We start from the raw sequence: 16,036 nt of genomic DNA on the forward strand, positions 1-16,036 counted from the left end.
TGCTCGCGGCCCCTTCGCGCTGGGGCCGAGCCGTGATCGATCGACCGGAGGTGTACGTTGACGACCGACGCTCCGCTGCAAGGCCTGCGTGTGCTCGATCTCACGCGCTTGCTGCCCGGCCCCCTGGCGACGCTGCGGCTCGCCGAACTCGGCGCGGACGTCCTCAAGATCGAGGAGCCCGGTGCCGGTGATGCCGCCCGCGCGATGATGCAGGCGCCGGCCGATCGCGCGAGCGGCGTGCCGAGCAGCTTTTATCGTCTCGTCAATCGCGGCAAGCGTGAAACGCGGTTGGACCTCAAGACAGAAACGGGCCGCACCGTCTTGCGCGCGCTCGTGCGCGAATCGCACGTGCTCGTGGAAAGCTTTCGCCCCGGCGTCATGGAAAAACTGGGGCTCGACTACCGCAGTCTAGCCAAGGTCAATCCGAAGCTCGTGTACTGCGCGATCACGGGCTATGGCGCGACCGGTCCCCTCTCGCAGCGGCCCGGACACGATCTGAACTACCTGGCATACGCGGGCGTGCTCGATCAAATCGCCGCATCGGACGGCACGCCGGTCATTCCGAATATCCAGATCGCCGATATGCTCGGCGGTGCGCTGCCCGCCGTCACGCGCATCCTCGCCGCGCTATGGCAGGTCTCGCGCGGCGCGGACGGCGCGTTCGTCGACGTCTCGATGACGCATTCGATTCAAGCCAGCAACATCGTGGCGCGCGCGACGCTCGAGAATGCCGAGCGCGGCGCCCCGGCCGGTCTCGACGAACTGCGTGCGGGACACGGGCTGCTCAACGGCGGCGTGCCCTGCTACAACGTCTACCGCACGGCCGATGGCCGCTGGCTCGCCGTCGGCGCCCTCGAACTGAAATTTTGGGAACGGCTGTGCGCCGCCTTGGGCCGGCCCGAGTGGGCCGCGCGCCACTGGAGCCTCGGCCAAGCCATCGGCGGTCCGGATGCCATGGCGCTGACACGAGAGATGGCCGAGCACATCGGGACGCATCGGCTCAAAACGTGGATCGAGTTGCTCGAGCCCCGCGATTGCTGCGTCTCGCCTGTGCTCACCCCACAAGAGGCCCGGGAACATATGCTGTTCCGCATGGAAGCCGCGATGCCGCCGCAAGCGCCGCCCACGACGCCTCCGGCGGATCCGATGGATCCCACGGATTCGACGCGAGCGTTCTGGCCGGACGGCGATCGCTGAACGGACACGCCCGCCGCCGCGCTATTCGAGTTCCTTGACCCGGTCGATCGCTTGCTCGATCCGATCGACGGCGAGCACCTGCAGCCCTTCGATCGGCTGCTTGGGCGCATTCGCCTTCGGGATCAACGCCGCGGTGAAACCCAGTTTCGCCGCCTCTTTCAACCGCTCCTGCCCTCTGGGCGACGGTCTGATTTCACCGGCGAGTCCCACTTCGCCAAAGACGATTAGGCCTTTGGGCAGCGGTTTGTTGCGCATCGAGGAATGAATCGCGAGCAGCACCGCCAGATCGGCGGCCGGCTCGGCGATCTTGACGCCGCCCACCGCGTTCAGAAACACGTCTTGATCGAAACAGCCGATGCCCGCGTGCCGGTGCAGCACGGCCAGCAGCATGGCAAGCCGGTTTTGCTCCAGCCCGACGGCCAGGCGCCTCGGGTTCGGCACTTGCGCCGTGTCCACGAGCGCTTGGATCTCGACGAGCAAGGGCCGCGAGCCCTCCTGCGTCACCAGCACGCAAGAGCCCGGGACGATTTGTTCGTGTTGCGACAGAAACAGCGCCGAGGGATTGGCGACGCCGCGCAAGCCGCGTTCGGTCATCGCGAATACGCCGAGTTCGTTGACGGCGCCGAACCGGTTTTTGAACGCGCGCACGAGCCGGAACGACGAATGCGTATCGCCCTCGAAGTAAAGCACCGTATCGACGATGTGTTCGAGCACGCGCGGACCCGCCAAGCTCCCTTCCTTCGTCACGTGGCCGACCATCACGATCGTCGTGCCCGACTGTTTGGCGATACGCGTGAGTTGCGCGGCGCATTCGCGAACCTGCGCGACGGAGCCCGGCGCCGAGGTCAGCGCGTCCGAGTAGACCGTCTGAATCGAATCGACGACGGCGACGTCGGGCCGCTCGGCCTCGATCGCGGCCTGAATCTTTTCGAGTTGGATTTCGGCCAGCAGCTTCAGATCCGCCGCGCGCGACCCCGGTTCGAGCAGCGCCAGGCGTTGAGCACGCAGGCCGATCTGCGCCGCCGACTCCTCGCCGCTGATATAGAGCGCGGTGCGCTCCTGCGCGAGCGAAGCGAGCGATTGCAGCAGCAGCGTGGACTTGCCGATACCCGGATCGCCGCCGATCAGCACGACCCCGCCCGCGACGAAACCGCCGCCGAGCACGCGATCGAACTCGCCGATGCCCGTGGAGAAGCGCGGCACGTCGGCCGCTTCGATATCGGCGAGCCGCTGCACCGGCGCGCTTTTTGCCAGCGACTGGAACCGATGCGCGCCCGGGCTAGGCGCGGCGGCCTCGACCAACGTATTCCACGCGTTGCATGAGGGGCACTGCCCTTGCCATTTCGGCGATTGACCGCCGCATTCCGTACAGGTGTAAACCGTCTTCTGTTTCGCCACGCGCGGTCCTTAGCCGTTGAGCCCGGTCGTTCGGGAAAATCGCAGTGAAAAGCTCGATGAACGAGACGACCCCGCGCTCATTCGGCCCGCACCGGCACGCGTTGCGCGACGGCGCACATGAGTTCGTAGCCGATCGTGCCGCAAGCGCGCGCCACGTCGTCGATCGGCAATTGCGCGCCCCACAGTTCGACGCGCGACCCCACTGTGGCCGTCGGGCAAGGCGTCAGATCGACCGTCAACATATCCATCGACACGCGCCCGACCAGACGGGTCCGTACGCCGTCCACGATGATCGGCGTGCCTTCCGGCGCGCATCGCAGGTAACCATCCGCGTACCCGCACGCCACCACGCCGATGCGCATCGGCGCCGGGGCAGTGAAGACCGATCCGTAGCCGACGGTCTGCCCCTTTGCCAGCGTTTGCACGGCGATCAGTTCCGACGAGAGCGTCATCGCCGGCTGTAAGCCGACGTCTTCGACGGAAGCCGGATCGCCCGTGGGGGATGCGCCGTACAAGACGATGCCCGGGCGGACCCAGTCGAAATGAGCGCGCGGGTGCCAAAGCGTCGCGGCGGAGTTCGACAGGCTGCGGGCGCCCGCAATGCCTTCCGCACCGCGCTCGAACGCCTCGATCTGATAATCGATCCCGCGCTCGCCGTCGGCATCGGAAAAATGGGTCATGAGCACGATTTGTCCGACTCCAGGGCAAGCCCGCGCGCGCTCCCATGCCGCACGAAACTTCTCGGGCGTGTACCCTAGGCGGTTCATGCCGCTGTTCATCTTCAGTTGAACGTTGACCGGCTTGGACAAACGCGCCATCTCGAGCATTCGCAACTGTTCGTCGCTATGCACCGTGGTCGTCAGGCTGTAACGATCGATGACGTCGATATCCGTCGGACGAAAGAAGCCCTCGAGCAGAAGAATCGGGCCGGCCCACCCCAGTTCGCGCAGCTTGGCCGCCTCCTCGAGGTCGAGCAAGCCGAACCCGTCGGTCGCCCGCAGGCCCGGGAACGCTCGGGCGAGCCCGTGGCCATAGGCGTTGGCCTTGACGACGGCCCACACTTTGGAATTGGGGGCGCGCAAGCGGACACAAGCGAGATTGTTGGCCAGAGCTGCGGTGTGGATGGTGGCGAGAAGCGGGCGCGGCATGACTTTTTCGTAAGAGGTACGAGGCGTATCAGGATGGGATGGCGCGTAATCGGACGCACGGCGGGTAGCCGCGCGCCGCCCGGGCGGCGCGCCGGCCGTCCGAAGCCACCTATTTTCGTGATATAAAGCCGTGCGCACAACCCATTTCGAACGGCCTAAGTCCTAACGCGTCACTCGCGTCCGGGGAGGACGCGCCGCAAAGGACCGCACCGCATCAGATGAAAAAAGGTTTTTACTCCATCATGGCCGCGCAGTTTTTTTCGTCGCTGGCCGATAGCGCCCTTCTGATTGCCGCCATTGCTCTGCTCAAAGACCTCCATGCCCCGAACTGGATGACGCCGCTGCTCAAGCTGTTCTTCGTCCTGTCGTATGTCGTGCTCGCCGCGTTCGTGGGCGCTTTCGCCGATTCGCGGCCCAAGGGGCGGGTCATGTTCGCGACCAACACGATCAAGATCGTCGGCTGCTTTTTCATGATGGCCGGCGCTCACCCGCTCGCGGCCTACGGCATCGTCGGCTTCGGCGCGGCGGCCTACTCGCCGGCCAAATACGGGATACTGACGGAACTCTTGCCGCCCGAGCGGCTCGTCGCCGCCAACGGCTGGATCGAAGGCACCACGGTCGCGTCGATCATCCTCGGCACCGTGTTGGGCGGTGCGCTGATCAGTCCGCACATCGCCATTCACGTGCTCAAGCATCGGATTCCGCTCGTGCATACGCCGGCCGAAGCCGCGATGCTCGTCATCATGGGCATCTACGTGGCCGCCGCCATCTTCAATCTGCGTATCCCCGACACGGGGGCCCGCTATCCGAAGCAGCAGCACGGTCCGATCAGGCTCATCACCGATTTCGCCGATTGCTTCCTGGCGCTGTGGCGCGACAAGCTCGGCCAAATTTCCCTCGCCGTCACGACGCTGTTCTGGGGCGCCGGCGCGACGTTGCAATTCATCGTCCTCAAATGGGCGGAAGTGTCGCTCGGCATGTCGCTGTCGGAAGGCGCCGTCTTACAGGCGATCGTCGCCGTGGGCGTCGCGGGCGGCGCGATATGGGCGGCGGCACGCGTGCCGCTGAAGAAGTCGCTGACGGTCCTGCCGGTCGGTATCGTCATGGGCCTTGCCGTCATGGCGATGGCGTTTTATTCGCGGCAGCTCGTGCCGGTCAACTGGGGCTTTTATTTCGGCCGCATGCACGTGCCGGGCTATCTGATCATCGCCTATATCTTCCTGATGTTCGTCGGCGCCCTCTCCGGCTTTTTCGTCGTACCGATGAATGCGCTGTTGCAGCATCGCGGGCACGTCCTTTTATCGGCGGGCCATTCGATCGCCGTGCAAAACTTCAACGAGAATCTGTCGGTCCTCGTCATGCTGTGCCTTTACGCCGTACTGGTGTGGCTCGACGTGCCCGTTTCCGTCGTCATCGTGCTGTTCGGTACGTTCGTTTGTCTGATGATGTGGCTCGTCATGCGCCGCCACCAAGCGAATCAGCGTGCCTTCGATTCGGTCGCGCTGATCGGCGAGATCAAACACTGAGTCGCATGGCCGCAGTGCGCGGCCGCCCGCCATGGCCCACCCCATCCACAACGTATTGACGATCGCCGGCTCCGATTGCAGCGGGGGGGCCGGCATCCAGGCCGATCTCAAGACGTTCTCGGCGCTCGGGGTGTACGGCGCGAGCGTCGTGACAGCGCTGACCGCGCAAAACACGCACGGCGTGCGCGCGGTGCATGCTCCCGAGGACGCCTTCGTCGCGGCCCAGCTCGATGCCGTGTTCGAAGACATCGACTTCGACGCCGTCAAGGTCGGGATGCTCGCCAATGCCGGCATCGTGCGCGCGGTCGCCTCGGCGCTACGGCGTCATGCGGCCAAGCGCGTGGTGCTCGATACGGTCATTTTGTCCAAGAACGGCCATCCGCTGCTCAGCGCGGATGCCGTTGCGGCGCTGCGCGAAGAGTTGATGCCGCTGGCGGACCTCGTCACGCCGAATCTCGACGAAGCCGCGGTGCTCGTGAAGGCGGATGCGCGCGCAAGCGACGAAGCCGCCATGCGGCAGCAAGGCGATGCCCTACGCGCGCTGGGCGCGCGAGCCGTGCTGATGAAGGGCGGGCATTTGGGCGGCACGCAAAGCCCTGATTGGCTGATCGACGACAGCGGCCCGCACCGGCTAGACGGCGCCCGTATCGACGTGAAAGATACGCACGGCACGGGCTGCACGCTCTCGGCCGCCATCGCCGCCTTGATCCCGCAGCGCCAGGATTGGCTCGGCGCGGTGACCGACGCGAAGACCTATCTCGCTCAAGCCTTGCGCGAAAGCACGCGCCTTCGGGTGGGCAGCGGCATCGGCCCCGTCCATCATTTTCATCGTTGGTGGTGATCGCTCACGCGGCTTAGCCGCGTATTAAGCGGCTGCGCGCGCGTAGGCCCTAGCCTGCTCCGGCCAATCGTCGGGCACGACGAATCCCCGGTCGGTCTCGTGCCAATGCCCAAGCAAAGGCGGTTGCCGCTCGAACGATGCGACCATGACCGGCCCCGTCTGCTGGTCGAGCCGTTCCGTCAACGCGGCGGCCGGGGACAAGAGCGCGGCATCGACGGCCTCCGTCGCGATAGGCGGCCGTGGCGCGAGCCATGCGAGGCGCGGCAGCACGGCCCAGCGTGCGCCGCCGCGATTCGCTGCGAGCGCCGGCCAGTCGCGCCGGGCTACCCAAAAGCCGCGGCAATGCGAGGGATCGACCGCCTGCGCGATCTCCGGCGTTTCGCCCCAGCGGTAGAACAACCAGCCCTTCACTAACATTTGCGGCCGCCACGGCCCCAAATGGCCGAGGGCAGCGAACTCCTCACGTGCCGAAAGCGGCAATTGGTGCCCGAGCAGATGGGTCAGCTTCAGATCGAACCGATCCTGCAAATTCGGACCGACATAATCGGCCAATTCAGGCCTATCACCCGGAGCCGCCCCCGCGTGCAAATAGCATTTGACGGCCAATTCCCAGTGCAACTTACGCCTGCTCGGGCTCTCCACTAGGAAGTCGCATTCGCCGATCGTTCTGCCGGCGACCCGCAGCGCCACGTTGGCGGCGACGAGCCGGGCCGCCGGACCCTGCTGAAGAAAAAAGCCGAGTAGACATTCGGCGTAGCGTCCCAAGCGGGTAATGCGCGTGGCCGCGATCGCTTGCCGCAGCGCCGTCGGGTCCCGATCGAGTTCGCGCAGCCACGCACCGGTATCGACGGCTTGCTGCGGCGTTTCGAACACGGTCGCCAACTCGCCCATGGGCGGCTGCGCCCGCAGCAACGGACTGCTCGCGAGCAGCCAAGCCAGATCGCGAACGGCGGGATCCGACAATACGTCCTGCAGCGCATCGAGCGCGGCGGCACTGGCGGCAGCCGGCTCGAGGGCGCTCATCGCGGTGCCCCGTCCTCGGCCATGGCCTGCCGGTAGGTATCGAAGGCGAGGCACAGATCCACCCAGGCTTTGGCCTTGTCCGGCAAGCTGCGCAACAGGTACGCCGGGTGGTAGGTCACGATGACGGGCACGTCCTCGTAGCGATGCACGCGGCCGCGCAGCGACGAGATGCTCGCATCGGTCTTGAGCAAGTTCTGCGCGGCGACGCGCCCGAGCGCAATGATGAGTTTGGGCTTCAGGAGCGCGACCTGGCGCTGCAAATACGGCTCGCAGCGCGCCACTTCATCGGGCTCGGGATTGCGGTTGCCGGGCGGCCTGCATTTGACGACGTTGGCGATGTAGACGTTCTCGCCGCGCGCGAGCGAGAGCGCACGCAGCATGGCGTCAAGCAGTTTGCCGGCCTGGCCGACGAACGGCTCGCCTTGCTTGTCCTCGTTTTCGCCGGGCGCCTCGCCGATCAGCATCCAATCGGCCGCGCGATCGCCGACGCCGAACACCGTATTCGTCCGCTTTTCGCAGAGGCGGCATGCTTCGCAAGTCGACACGCGCGCTTCGAGCGCATCCCAATCGAGTGCGGCGATCTCGGCTCGGCCGCGCGGCGCGGGCGCGGAATCGCGGCCAACGTTCGCAACCGGCGGCGCGGGCGCGAAATCGTCCCAGGCCGGTTCGTCGAGCGGCTCGGCCTCAGGGGCGGTGCGCACCGGCTTCGCCGTCTCGGGCACGGGCGGGCGGGCGGGCACGGCAGCGCGGACCGAGGGGGTGTGAGCGGCCGGCGTTCCTTGCGGCTCGCGCTCGCGAGCAACCGGCTCGTTTGCCGGCGCATGCGGAGCGCGAACCGGTGCATTGGCGCTTTCGGCGGCATCGGCGGCGGGCGGCTCGACGAGCGCGATCTCGCCGTCGGCGCTCGGGCTGCTCGACGCCCCGCGCCGCACCCAAATCGTCCCGAGACCCAGTGTCTCGAGCGCGGCTTCATCGAGCGGCATCAGACGCCCTCCTTCGAAAACGTATAGCGCATGACGAGCGCATCCTCGCGGCTGTGACGCCGCGCGGGGTAATAGTTTTTGCGACGGCCGATCGTCGCGAACCCGAAGCGCTCGTATAGCCGCAGGGCTCGTACGTTGGACGGCCGGACCTCCAGAAGCAAACCGCTCAACCCTTTGCCGCGAGAAATGCGCACGGCCTCGCGCAGCAAGGCGAGCCCGGCTCCCGAGCCCTGCGCCTGGGGGGCGACGCACAAATTGAGCAAATGCATTTCGTCGACGACGGGCATTAGTACGCAATAGCCGACGAGCACGCCCGTCAAGTGACGCATGCACACGCCGAAGTAGCCGTTACGCAGCGAATCCTCGAAATTGCCACGCGACCAGGGAAACTCGTAGGCCTCGCGCTCGACGGCGGCGACCTCGTCGAGATCGGCTTCGGTCATGGGCGACAAGTAGCGGTCGGCCAACAACACCCCGCTCATTGCGCCTCCTGCCCGCCTCGCGCGGCGCGCTCCGCCAGCCGCTCGGCGCTCGTTTGCGCGACTTTGTCGCGCACGTATTCGGGTGCCGCCTGATCGGCGGCCACGGCGCGCCCAGCTCGGTAGGCTCGCAGCGCAGCCCATGCCAACGGCTCCGCGTGCGGCAGCGCCGCACGATCGATGCTGCGAGCGTACTTCGCCACCTCGAGTCTCTCGCCGAAGGCATCGGCGGCGTTGCCGGCAAGCGCGAACGGCGCCGGCGGGGCAACGAGCGCCTCGGGTGCGCCGAGCGCGGGGGACGCCACCGTCCGCCATTCGCCGCCCGCGTCGTCCCACGCGTATTCGGCCCAATACACCTCGCCCATACGCGCATCGAGCACCGACAGTACACGCGCAAGCGACGGATCGCGGCGGCGCGCGTGCTCGGCGCAGACGAGCAATGTACTAACGGGCACGACCGGCACGCCAAGCCCGAACGCCAGACCTTGCGCCACGCCGGTGGCCGTGCGCAAACCCGTAAACGACCCCGGCCCCGATCCGAACGCGACGGCGTTGCATGTGGCGAGCGCGATGCCCGCTTCGTCGAACAGTTCGCGCATGGCGGGAAGCACGCGCGTACTGGAGACGGCGCCGGTCATTTCATGGCGCGTCCACACGCGCGCCGGCGCGGGTTCGGCGGCGTCCGGCGATGCCGGAGCGCAAAGCAAGGCGACCGAGCAATATTCGGTCGAGGTATCGAGAGCGAGCAGCACAGTGGATGTCATGGCCGCTATTGTAATGCGGGTCATGCGCGCATCCGCCGCTCGGGCGCGGGTCTCTCGCGTTTGGAAGCATCGCTCCAGCTTTCCGGCCCGAACGCTTGCTATGATCGGCGGCCTTGATGTTTTCGCACTGGAGAGAAATCGTGAGCACGGTCGATACGCAGTTCGAGCAAGCCCAGGTGGACGTGAAAGCCCTGCCCGAAAAGCCGGGCAATATGACGCTGCTGCGTCTTTACGCCCTGTTCAAGCAAGCCACCGAAGGCGACGTGCACGGCGAGAAGCCAGGATTCGCCGATATCGTCGGCAAATACAAGTACGACGCGTGGGCTTCGCTCAAGGGCACCGCGCAAGACGTCGCGAAACAGCAGTACGTGGAACTCGTCGAATCGCTGAAAAACGGCACGGCCAGCTAAGCCCCGTTTCGCTACGCAAGGCGCCTGCTGAGCGGCGCCGGACCGGCGCCCGGCTCGAAGGCGGCGTGTCGCGCACGGCCGCGCGCATCGCCCTGCAATGCGGCGGCAGTGGCGCGCCGCAGCAAAAGGGCTTATAATGCGCTCTGCGTTTCATCTGCCGGCCACCCTCGGCATTCGGAATGCACCGTAGCGTTTTGCTCCAATCTAGTTTAGAACCTGTCCCCTTCCGCCTAGGCCCTCACCGGCCGTCTCATACCAGGCTGACGGCGATGCCATAACGGCGTCCCGTATCCGATACAGCTTCTAACGAAAAGCTTGCACACATTGGCGAGCTGCCCCCGTTTTGCGATTTATTCGCGTGCGTCCGTGCATGCTGAATCCGACGACTTGGGTAATGCCGATTGGCGCCGACGCCTTATTTGCCGTCTTCTTAGGATTCTCATGACTTCGAGCTTCGATTCCAGCCCGCTGAACGCCATTGCCGATCGCGCCCTCGGCCATCCCGCCGAGGATGCGCCCGTCAACGAAACGGCCGCCGAGCCGTCGGGCCCCACCTTTGCCTCGCTCGGCCTGTCGCCCGAAATCGTTTCGGCGCTGACGGCTGCGGGCTATGCCGCCCCTACCCCGGTGCAGCAGCGCGCGATCCCCGCCGGCATCGCGGGCCGCGACCTGCTCGTGTCGAGCCCCACCGGCTCGGGCAAAACGGCGGCCTTCATGCTGCCGGCCATCGAACGATTCGCGCAAATGCAAAAGACGCAAGCAGCGCAGCCGCGCGAAGCCGGCGGCGATCGCCGTCCGCGCCGTGGCCCGCCCGTGGCCCATCCGGGCCTGCTCGTGCTGACGCCCACGCGCGAACTCGCCATGCAAGTGACGACCGCCGCGTCGACCTACGGCAAGCATCTGCGCCGGCTGCGCACGGTCAGCATCCTGGGCGGCGTCGCCTACGGCCAGCAATTGATGCTGCTCGCCAAAAACCCCGAAATCCTCGTGGCGACGCCGGGCCGCCTGCTCGACCACCTCGAGCGCGGCCGCATCGACCTGTCGCAACTGCAAATGCTCGTGCTCGACGAAGCCGACCGCATGCTCGACATGGGTTTCATCGACGATATCGAAACCATCGTCGCGGCCACGCCGGCCACGCGCCAAACGATGCTGTTCTCGGCAACGCTCGACGGCAAGATCGGCTCGCTCACGAGCCGTTTGCTGAAGGATCCCGAGCGCATCGAGATCCAGCAACGCTTGGAGTCGCGCGCGAACATCGCGCAGACGGTCCACTACGTCGACGACCGCGAACACAAGGATCGTTTGCTTGACCACCTGCTGCGCGACGGCGCGCTCGATCAAGCGATCGTTTTCACGGCGACGAAGAGCGATGCCGACCAATTGGCGGGGCGTCTTGCCGATGCGGGCTTTTCGTCGGCCGCGCTGCATGGCGACCTGCCGCAAGGCGCGCGCAACCGGACCATTCGCGCACTGCGCGAACGCCGCGTGCGCGTGCTCGTCGCGACCGACGTCGCGGCGCGCGGTATCGACATCCCCGGCATTACCCACGTCTTCAACTACGACCTGCCCAAGTTCGCGGAAGACTACGTGCACCGTATCGGCCGTACGGGCCGCGCGGGTCGCTCCGGTATCGCCGTGAGCCTCGTGCACCACGCCGAGCAAGGCGCGCTCAAGCGCATCGAGCGTTTCGTACGCTCGCCGCTGCCGGTCAACGTCATCGAAGGCTTCGAGCCGCGTAAGGCGCCGCCGGCGCGCACGGGCAACGGCCGTGGCCGTCCGGGCGGCAACGGCGGCCGGCGCTTCGGCTCGGGCGGAAGCAACGGCGCTGCGCGCGGCAACGGCGAGAACCGTGGCGGCGGCAGCAACTTCGGCGGCCGCGGCTCGAACGGCGGCCCGCGTGGCGGTTATGGTTCGCGCGACGGCTACGGCGCTCGCGACGGCCAGGGCCGTCGTACCGACGGTCAGCGCGGCGCACGCCGTAGCAGCGGCCAGTAACGCTCGCGCAAACGCTTGAGGCGCACGCTCGCCTCTGCCTCAAAAACCGGTGCTCGCACCGGTTTTTTTTCGCCTTCGTGCGGATCGGGGACGATCAGCCGCTGGGATCAGCCGTCTCTTCCATCCCCTTTTTCATGATGCGAAAAGTTTTTTTGTGTCGTAAAAATGCGTGCTGCGTGGCACAACTGCCGCCATTGCAATATGGAAAATGCCGTTTCTTATCGTGAAACAAAACACATAACACATTGATAATGAACGATAAAATTCCACCTAAAAACGTTTGAATGCGCCTATTCCCAGGGCTGCGCATTGCCTAGACTCTTATATAAGAGTTCGCGACCAAACCGGCTGCGACAAGCGAGATCACGTACCTCTCTCTTTCAGGCAACAAGGAGCCCAACCATGTCACGCCAACAGCAAGCACAAGAACTGCATCAGCAATGGGAAACCGATCCGCGCTGGAAAGGCATCAAGCGCACGTACAAGGCGGAAGACGTCGTCCGCCTGCGCGGCTCGATCCAACCCGAGCACACGCTCGCCAAGCGCGGGGCCGAAAAGCTCTGGAGCCTCATCAATAACGAGCCGTTCGTCAATGCGCTGGGCGCGCTGACGGGCAATCAAGCGATGCAACAGGTGAAAGCGGGCCTCAAGGCGATCTACCTGTCGGGCTGGCAAGTGGCGGGCGATGCGAACCTCGCCGGCGAAATGTACCCGGATCAGTCGCTGTACCCGGCCAACTCGGTGCCGCAAGTCGTCAAGCGTATCAACAACACGCTCACGCGGGCCGACCAAATCCAATGGTCCGAAGGTAAGAACCCCGGGGACGACGGCTATGTCGACTTCTTCGCGCCGATCGTCGCCGATGCCGAAGCCGGATTCGGCGGTGTGCTCAATGCGTTCGAACTGATGAAAGCCATGATCGAAGCCGGCGCCTCGGGCGTGCACTTCGAAGATCAACTGGCCTCGGTCAAGAAGTGCGGCCATATGGGCGGCAAAGTGCTCGTGCCGACCCGCGAAGCGATCGCCAAGTTGGCGGCGGCGCGTCTGGCCGCCGACGTCTGCGGCGTGCCGACGGTGCTGGTTGCACGGACCGACGCCGAGGCAGCCAATCTGCTCACGGCCGACATCGACGAGAACGATCGTCCGTTCCTGACGGGCGAGCGGACGGTGGAAGGCTTCTTCCGCACGAAGGCCGGTATCGATCAAGCCATCTCGCGCGGTCTCGCCTACGCCCCGTATGCCGACATGATCTGGTGCGAAACGGGTAAGCCCGATCTCGAATATGCGAAGAAGTTCGCCGAAGCCATCCACAAGCAGTTCCCCGGCAAACTTTTGTCCTATAACTGCTCGCCGTCCTTCAACTGGAAGAAGAACCTCGATGATGCGACGATCGCGAAGTTCCAGAAGGAATTGGGCGCGATGGGTTACAAGTTCCAATTCATCACGCTGGCGGGTTTCCATGCGCTCAACTACTCGATGTTCAACCTCGCGCACGGCTATGCCCGTTCGCAAATGAGCGCATTCGTCGAATTGCAGCAAGCCGAGTTCGCGGCGGCCGAAAAGGGCTTCACGGCCGTGAAGCATCAGCGCGAAGTCGGCACCGGCTACTTCGACGCGGTCACCCAAACGGTCGAGCGCGACGCCTCGACGACGGCCTTGCACGGTTCGACCGAAGACGAACAGTTCTTCGATACGAAGAAGGTCGCATAAACGAAAGGACTCGCGAGAGGGGCCAGGCGGCGCGCGAGCCCCGCATGCACCGAGCATGCGGGGCTCGGCGTTTCGGGGGCGAACGGAAGAACGCACTCAGCGGTAAACGATCACCGGAATCTTCGTATGGGTAAGCACCCGCTGCGTCTCGCTGCCGATCAAGAGACTGCCGAGCCCTTTACGCCCGTGCGAAGCCATGAAGATCACGTCGCATCCGCCGCTTTCCGCGGCTTCGATGATGCCGAGATAGGGCGACGGATGCACGCTGGTTCGACTCGTGCAGGCGACGCCGGCGCGCTGAGCGGCCTGCCGCACCTCATCGAGATGCTGGCGCGCTTCGCGCTCGCTGCGCTGCTGAAAATCCCCGGGTTGCTCGACGATGACCTCGGCGAACGGCGAGTACGGATACTGCGGCAGGCATGCATACGCCGTGATGCGTGCGCCGACCGTCCGCGCGAGATCGATCGCGCCGTCGATCGCCTTTTGCGACAACTCGGATCCATCGGTCGGGACCAGGATGTGTTTGAACATGACGCTCCCTCCTCGACATATGCAGGGCGCCGCACCCCACCCGCTTCAGGGCGGTACGGCTTCGCGCGCGCCCCGATGTTGCAGTGCGGCGCGAGCGGGCTCAAGTCGATTGTAGTGCCGCGCTCGCCGCGCAGAGGAGCCGCCTCGGGTGTATCCGCATATCGAAAACCCGCGCGCGGCGAACGCCGGCGCGGGAGCCCGATCGCAGCCGGTCACTATTGCCAGTAGCCGGGACGCTCGTAGGTATGTTTGAGGAAATCGAGAAAAAGGCGCACACGCAACGGCAGATGCCTGCGCTGCGGAAACACGGCATGAATCCCGATGGGCGGCGCGGCGTACGCGTCGAGCACGGTCACGAGCCGACCGGCGGCGATATCCTCGCCCGCTTCCCACGCCGAACGCCACGCAAGGCCATGCCCCGCCAGACACCATTCGTGCAGCACGGCCCCGTCCGAGCATTCGAGCGTGCCCGACACCTTGATCGACACCACTTTGCCGTCTTGCTGGAACGTCCAGCCCCGCTGCTGATTGACCCCTGCCGCGAGGGCGAGACAGTTGTGCCGGGCGAGATCGGCCAGCGTCCGCGGCGTGCCGTGGCGCTCCAGATAGGCCGGCGCCGCCACGCACACGCGGCGATTTTCCGCGAGCCGCAACGACACCAGCGACGAATCGGGCAACTCGCCGAAACGCACGGCGCAATCGAAACCCTCGTTGACGAGATCGACCATCCGATCCGACAAGTCGAGCGCGATCGATACCTCCGGATGCGCCGATGCGAATGCGGGAATCAGCGGCGCCACATGCTTGCGCCCGAAACCGGCCGGCGCGGAGATCCGCACATGGCCGCTCGCCTTTACGCCGCCCGCCGACACGCTCGCCTCGGCGTTTTGCATGTCGTTGACGATCCGCTGGCAGTCCTCCAAAAACGCCGATCCTTCGAAGGTCAGCGTCAGCTTGCGTGTGGTGCGCACCAGCAGCTTCACACCGAGCCGTTCTTCGAGCGCATCGAGCCGGCGGCCGATGACGGCCGGCGCGACGCCCTCGGCTTGCGCGGCCGCCGACAAGCTTCCTTTCGTTGCCACGGCGACGAAGGTCTCGATTTGTTTGAAGCGCGACATCCGGCACACCCGTTGAAAAACGATCGATCGGCCGATTATGTATCAAAAAGTCAAAGATCAAGTGACCTGATGTTCCTTTTTTGTGGCGCCAAGTCACAAATAGAATGCAATCCTGACCTTAAGTACAGGCGCTTGCGACCATGACTTCGTCACGACGTTTTCCGAAAGCGGTGCTGTTCGACGCCTATGGCACGCTGTTCGACGTGTATTCGGTAGTGGCCGCGGCCGAGCAGCTCTTTCCCGGCCACGGCGATGCGTTGTCGCAGCTCTGGCGCCTCAAGCAAATCGAATACTCGCAACTGCGTACGCTCGCCGATCCACACGGGTCGCATTACAAGCCGTTTTGGGACGTGACGCTCGATGCGCTGCGCCATGCGGCGCGCCGGTTGCGGTTGCCGCTCGATGCGGCGGCCGAAAAGCGCTTAATGGATCAATACGCATGCCTCTCCCCGTTCCCCGATGCCGCGCCGGCGCTGCGCGCACTGCGCGAATACGGCGCGGCATCGGAGGCGCGCGAGCTGGGCTTGGGCATTCTGTCGAACGGCAACCCCGGCATGCTCGAGATCGCAGTGAAAAGCGCCGGTATCGCGGAGCTGTTCGATCACGTCCTGTCGGTGCATTCGGCGCGTGCCTATAAACCAGCCCCCGCCGCCTACGCGCTCGGCACGCGGGCCTTCGGGGCGAGCGCGCGTGAGATCGTCTTCGTCTCGTCCAACGGCTGGGATGTAGCCGGCGCCGGCTGGTTCGGCTACACGACCTACTGGATCAACCGGGCCGGCGCCCCGCTCGAAGAACTCGACGCGAAGCCGCGCGGCACCGGCACCGGCTTGTCCGACCTCGTCGATTTCGTGAAGACACTCGCTTTGACGGAAAAAGATTGAAGCGCCTCGCCCGCCCCGATGGGCGGGCG

Annotated in this window: 15 protein-coding genes; 7 read left to right on the forward strand and 8 right to left on the reverse strand. The window is 65.4% G+C overall.

Going from position 1 to position 16,036, the window contains the following annotated elements; translation table 11 throughout:
* Positions 1 to 57: 57 nt before the first annotated feature.
* A complete protein-coding gene (locus DXT59_RS05355) occupies positions 58 to 1,197 on the forward strand; it encodes a CaiB/BaiF CoA transferase family protein (protein WP_116135890.1) in 1,140 nt (379 codons plus the stop codon).
* 21 nt (positions 1,198 to 1,218) lie between these two features.
* Here the strand turns inward: DXT59_RS05355 and radA are convergent, their stop codons facing one another.
* Positions 1,219 to 2,595 (reverse strand): DNA repair protein RadA, encoded by a 1,377-nt coding sequence (gene radA / locus DXT59_RS05360; RefSeq protein WP_116135891.1) that lies wholly within the window; start codon positions 2,593 to 2,595, stop codon positions 1,219 to 1,221.
* Between the two features lie 77 nt (positions 2,596 to 2,672).
* Positions 2,673 to 3,743 (reverse strand): alanine racemase, encoded by a 1,071-nt coding sequence (gene alr / locus DXT59_RS05365; RefSeq protein ID WP_116135892.1) that lies wholly within the window; start codon positions 3,741 to 3,743, stop codon positions 2,673 to 2,675.
* A 218-nt stretch (positions 3,744 to 3,961) separates the two neighbouring features.
* Between alr and lplT the strand changes: the two genes are divergently transcribed.
* Together lplT and thiD are read left to right on the forward strand one after the other, a co-directional pair.
* Entirely contained in the window at positions 3,962 to 5,269 is a 1,308-nt protein-coding gene (gene lplT / locus DXT59_RS05370; RefSeq protein WP_116135893.1) for a lysophospholipid transporter LplT, read from the forward strand.
* Between the two features lie 31 nt (positions 5,270 to 5,300).
* Positions 5,301 to 6,110: a bifunctional hydroxymethylpyrimidine kinase/phosphomethylpyrimidine kinase gene (thiD, locus tag DXT59_RS05375; RefSeq protein WP_116135894.1), complete on the forward strand. Its 810-nt coding sequence runs from the start codon at positions 5,301 to 5,303 to the stop codon at positions 6,108 to 6,110.
* A gap of 24 nt (positions 6,111 to 6,134) precedes the next feature.
* Here the strand turns inward: thiD and DXT59_RS05380 are convergent, their stop codons facing one another.
* The 4 genes from DXT59_RS05380 to tsaB are packed head-to-tail and all read right to left on the reverse strand — an operon-like array spanning position 6,135 to position 9,359.
* Complete coding sequence (locus DXT59_RS05380; protein ID WP_116135895.1) at positions 6,135 to 7,133, reverse strand: DUF1853 family protein; 999 nt, start codon at positions 7,131 to 7,133, stop codon at positions 6,135 to 6,137.
* Positions 7,130 to 8,116 (reverse strand): uracil-DNA glycosylase, encoded by a 987-nt coding sequence (locus DXT59_RS05385; protein ID WP_116135896.1) that lies wholly within the window; start codon positions 8,114 to 8,116, stop codon positions 7,130 to 7,132. Before DXT59_RS05385 ends, DXT59_RS05380 begins: the two co-directional genes overlap by 4 nt.
* Complete coding sequence (rimI, locus tag DXT59_RS05390) at positions 8,116 to 8,598, reverse strand: ribosomal protein S18-alanine N-acetyltransferase (RefSeq protein ID WP_116135897.1); 483 nt, start codon at positions 8,596 to 8,598, stop codon at positions 8,116 to 8,118. Before rimI ends, DXT59_RS05385 begins: the two co-directional genes overlap by 1 nt.
* The gene (gene tsaB, locus DXT59_RS05395) at positions 8,595 to 9,359 is read right to left on the reverse strand and encodes a tRNA (adenosine(37)-N6)-threonylcarbamoyltransferase complex dimerization subunit type 1 TsaB (protein ID WP_116135898.1); all 765 of its coding nucleotides are present in this window, start codon (positions 9,357 to 9,359) and stop codon (positions 8,595 to 8,597) included. Before tsaB ends, rimI begins: the two co-directional genes overlap by 4 nt.
* Positions 9,360 to 9,475: 116 nt before the next feature.
* On the opposite strand from tsaB, the gene DXT59_RS05400 reads away from it, so the two are divergent.
* From DXT59_RS05400 to aceA, 3 genes are all read left to right on the forward strand, one after another.
* Positions 9,476 to 9,769, forward strand: a complete 294-nt coding sequence (locus DXT59_RS05400; RefSeq protein ID WP_420823360.1) for an acyl-CoA-binding protein — start codon at positions 9,476 to 9,478, stop codon at positions 9,767 to 9,769.
* Positions 9,770 to 10,210: 441 nt separating this feature from the next.
* The gene (locus DXT59_RS05405; RefSeq protein WP_116135899.1) at positions 10,211 to 11,767 is read left to right on the forward strand and encodes a DEAD/DEAH box helicase; all 1,557 of its coding nucleotides are present in this window, start codon (positions 10,211 to 10,213) and stop codon (positions 11,765 to 11,767) included.
* Between the two features lie 402 nt (positions 11,768 to 12,169).
* The gene (aceA, locus tag DXT59_RS05410) at positions 12,170 to 13,477 is read left to right on the forward strand and encodes an isocitrate lyase (protein ID WP_116135900.1); all 1,308 of its coding nucleotides are present in this window, start codon (positions 12,170 to 12,172) and stop codon (positions 13,475 to 13,477) included.
* A gap of 96 nt (positions 13,478 to 13,573) precedes the next feature.
* On the opposite strand, the gene DXT59_RS05415 is transcribed toward aceA, so the two are convergent.
* Positions 13,574 to 14,008, reverse strand: coding sequence for a universal stress protein (locus DXT59_RS05415; RefSeq protein WP_116135901.1), 435 nt, complete (start codon positions 14,006 to 14,008; stop codon positions 13,574 to 13,576).
* 215 nt (positions 14,009 to 14,223) lie between these two features.
* Positions 14,224 to 15,126, reverse strand: a complete 903-nt coding sequence (locus DXT59_RS05420; protein ID WP_116135902.1) for a LysR family transcriptional regulator — start codon at positions 15,124 to 15,126, stop codon at positions 14,224 to 14,226.
* A 140-nt stretch (positions 15,127 to 15,266) separates the two neighbouring features.
* On the opposite strand from DXT59_RS05420, the gene DXT59_RS05425 reads away from it, so the two are divergent.
* Complete coding sequence (locus tag DXT59_RS05425) at positions 15,267 to 16,007, forward strand: haloacid dehalogenase type II (protein WP_116135903.1); 741 nt, start codon at positions 15,267 to 15,269, stop codon at positions 16,005 to 16,007.
* Positions 16,008 to 16,036: the final 29 nt, after the last annotated feature.

The sequence above is a fragment of the Trinickia diaoshuihuensis genome (assembly GCF_003390925.1).
Taxonomy (GTDB): Bacteria; Pseudomonadota; Gammaproteobacteria; order Burkholderiales; family Burkholderiaceae; genus Trinickia; species Trinickia diaoshuihuensis.

Excerpts from the sequence above, each read along its gene's own strand:
- thiD (WP_116135894.1), top strand. The coding sequence starts at position 5,301 with ATGGCCCACCCCATCCACAACGTATTGACGATCGCCGGCTCCGATTGC.
- DXT59_RS05385 (WP_116135896.1), bottom strand. The coding sequence starts at position 8,116 with ATGCCGCTCGATGAAGCCGCGCTCGAGACACTGGGTCTCGGGACGATT.
- DXT59_RS05415 (WP_116135901.1), bottom strand. The coding sequence starts at position 14,008 with ATGTTCAAACACATCCTGGTCCCGACCGATGGATCCGAGTTGTCGCAA.
- DXT59_RS05405 (WP_116135899.1), top strand. The coding sequence starts at position 10,211 with ATGACTTCGAGCTTCGATTCCAGCCCGCTGAACGCCATTGCCGATCGC.
- tsaB (WP_116135898.1), bottom strand. The coding sequence starts at position 9,359 with ATGACATCCACTGTGCTGCTCGCTCTCGATACCTCGACCGAATATTGC.
- DXT59_RS05420 (WP_116135902.1), bottom strand. The coding sequence starts at position 15,126 with ATGTCGCGCTTCAAACAAATCGAGACCTTCGTCGCCGTGGCAACGAAA.
- lplT (WP_116135893.1), top strand. The coding sequence starts at position 3,962 with ATGAAAAAAGGTTTTTACTCCATCATGGCCGCGCAGTTTTTTTCGTCG.
- alr (WP_116135892.1), bottom strand. The coding sequence starts at position 3,743 with ATGCCGCGCCCGCTTCTCGCCACCATCCACACCGCAGCTCTGGCCAAC.
- DXT59_RS05425 (WP_116135903.1), top strand. The coding sequence starts at position 15,267 with ATGACTTCGTCACGACGTTTTCCGAAAGCGGTGCTGTTCGACGCCTAT.
- DXT59_RS05400 (WP_420823360.1), top strand. The coding sequence starts at position 9,476 with ATGTTTTCGCACTGGAGAGAAATCGTGAGCACGGTCGATACGCAGTTC.
- DXT59_RS05380 (WP_116135895.1), bottom strand. The coding sequence starts at position 7,133 with ATGAGCGCCCTCGAGCCGGCTGCCGCCAGTGCCGCCGCGCTCGATGCG.
- rimI (WP_116135897.1), bottom strand. The coding sequence starts at position 8,598 with ATGAGCGGGGTGTTGTTGGCCGACCGCTACTTGTCGCCCATGACCGAA.
- aceA (WP_116135900.1), top strand. The coding sequence starts at position 12,170 with ATGTCACGCCAACAGCAAGCACAAGAACTGCATCAGCAATGGGAAACC.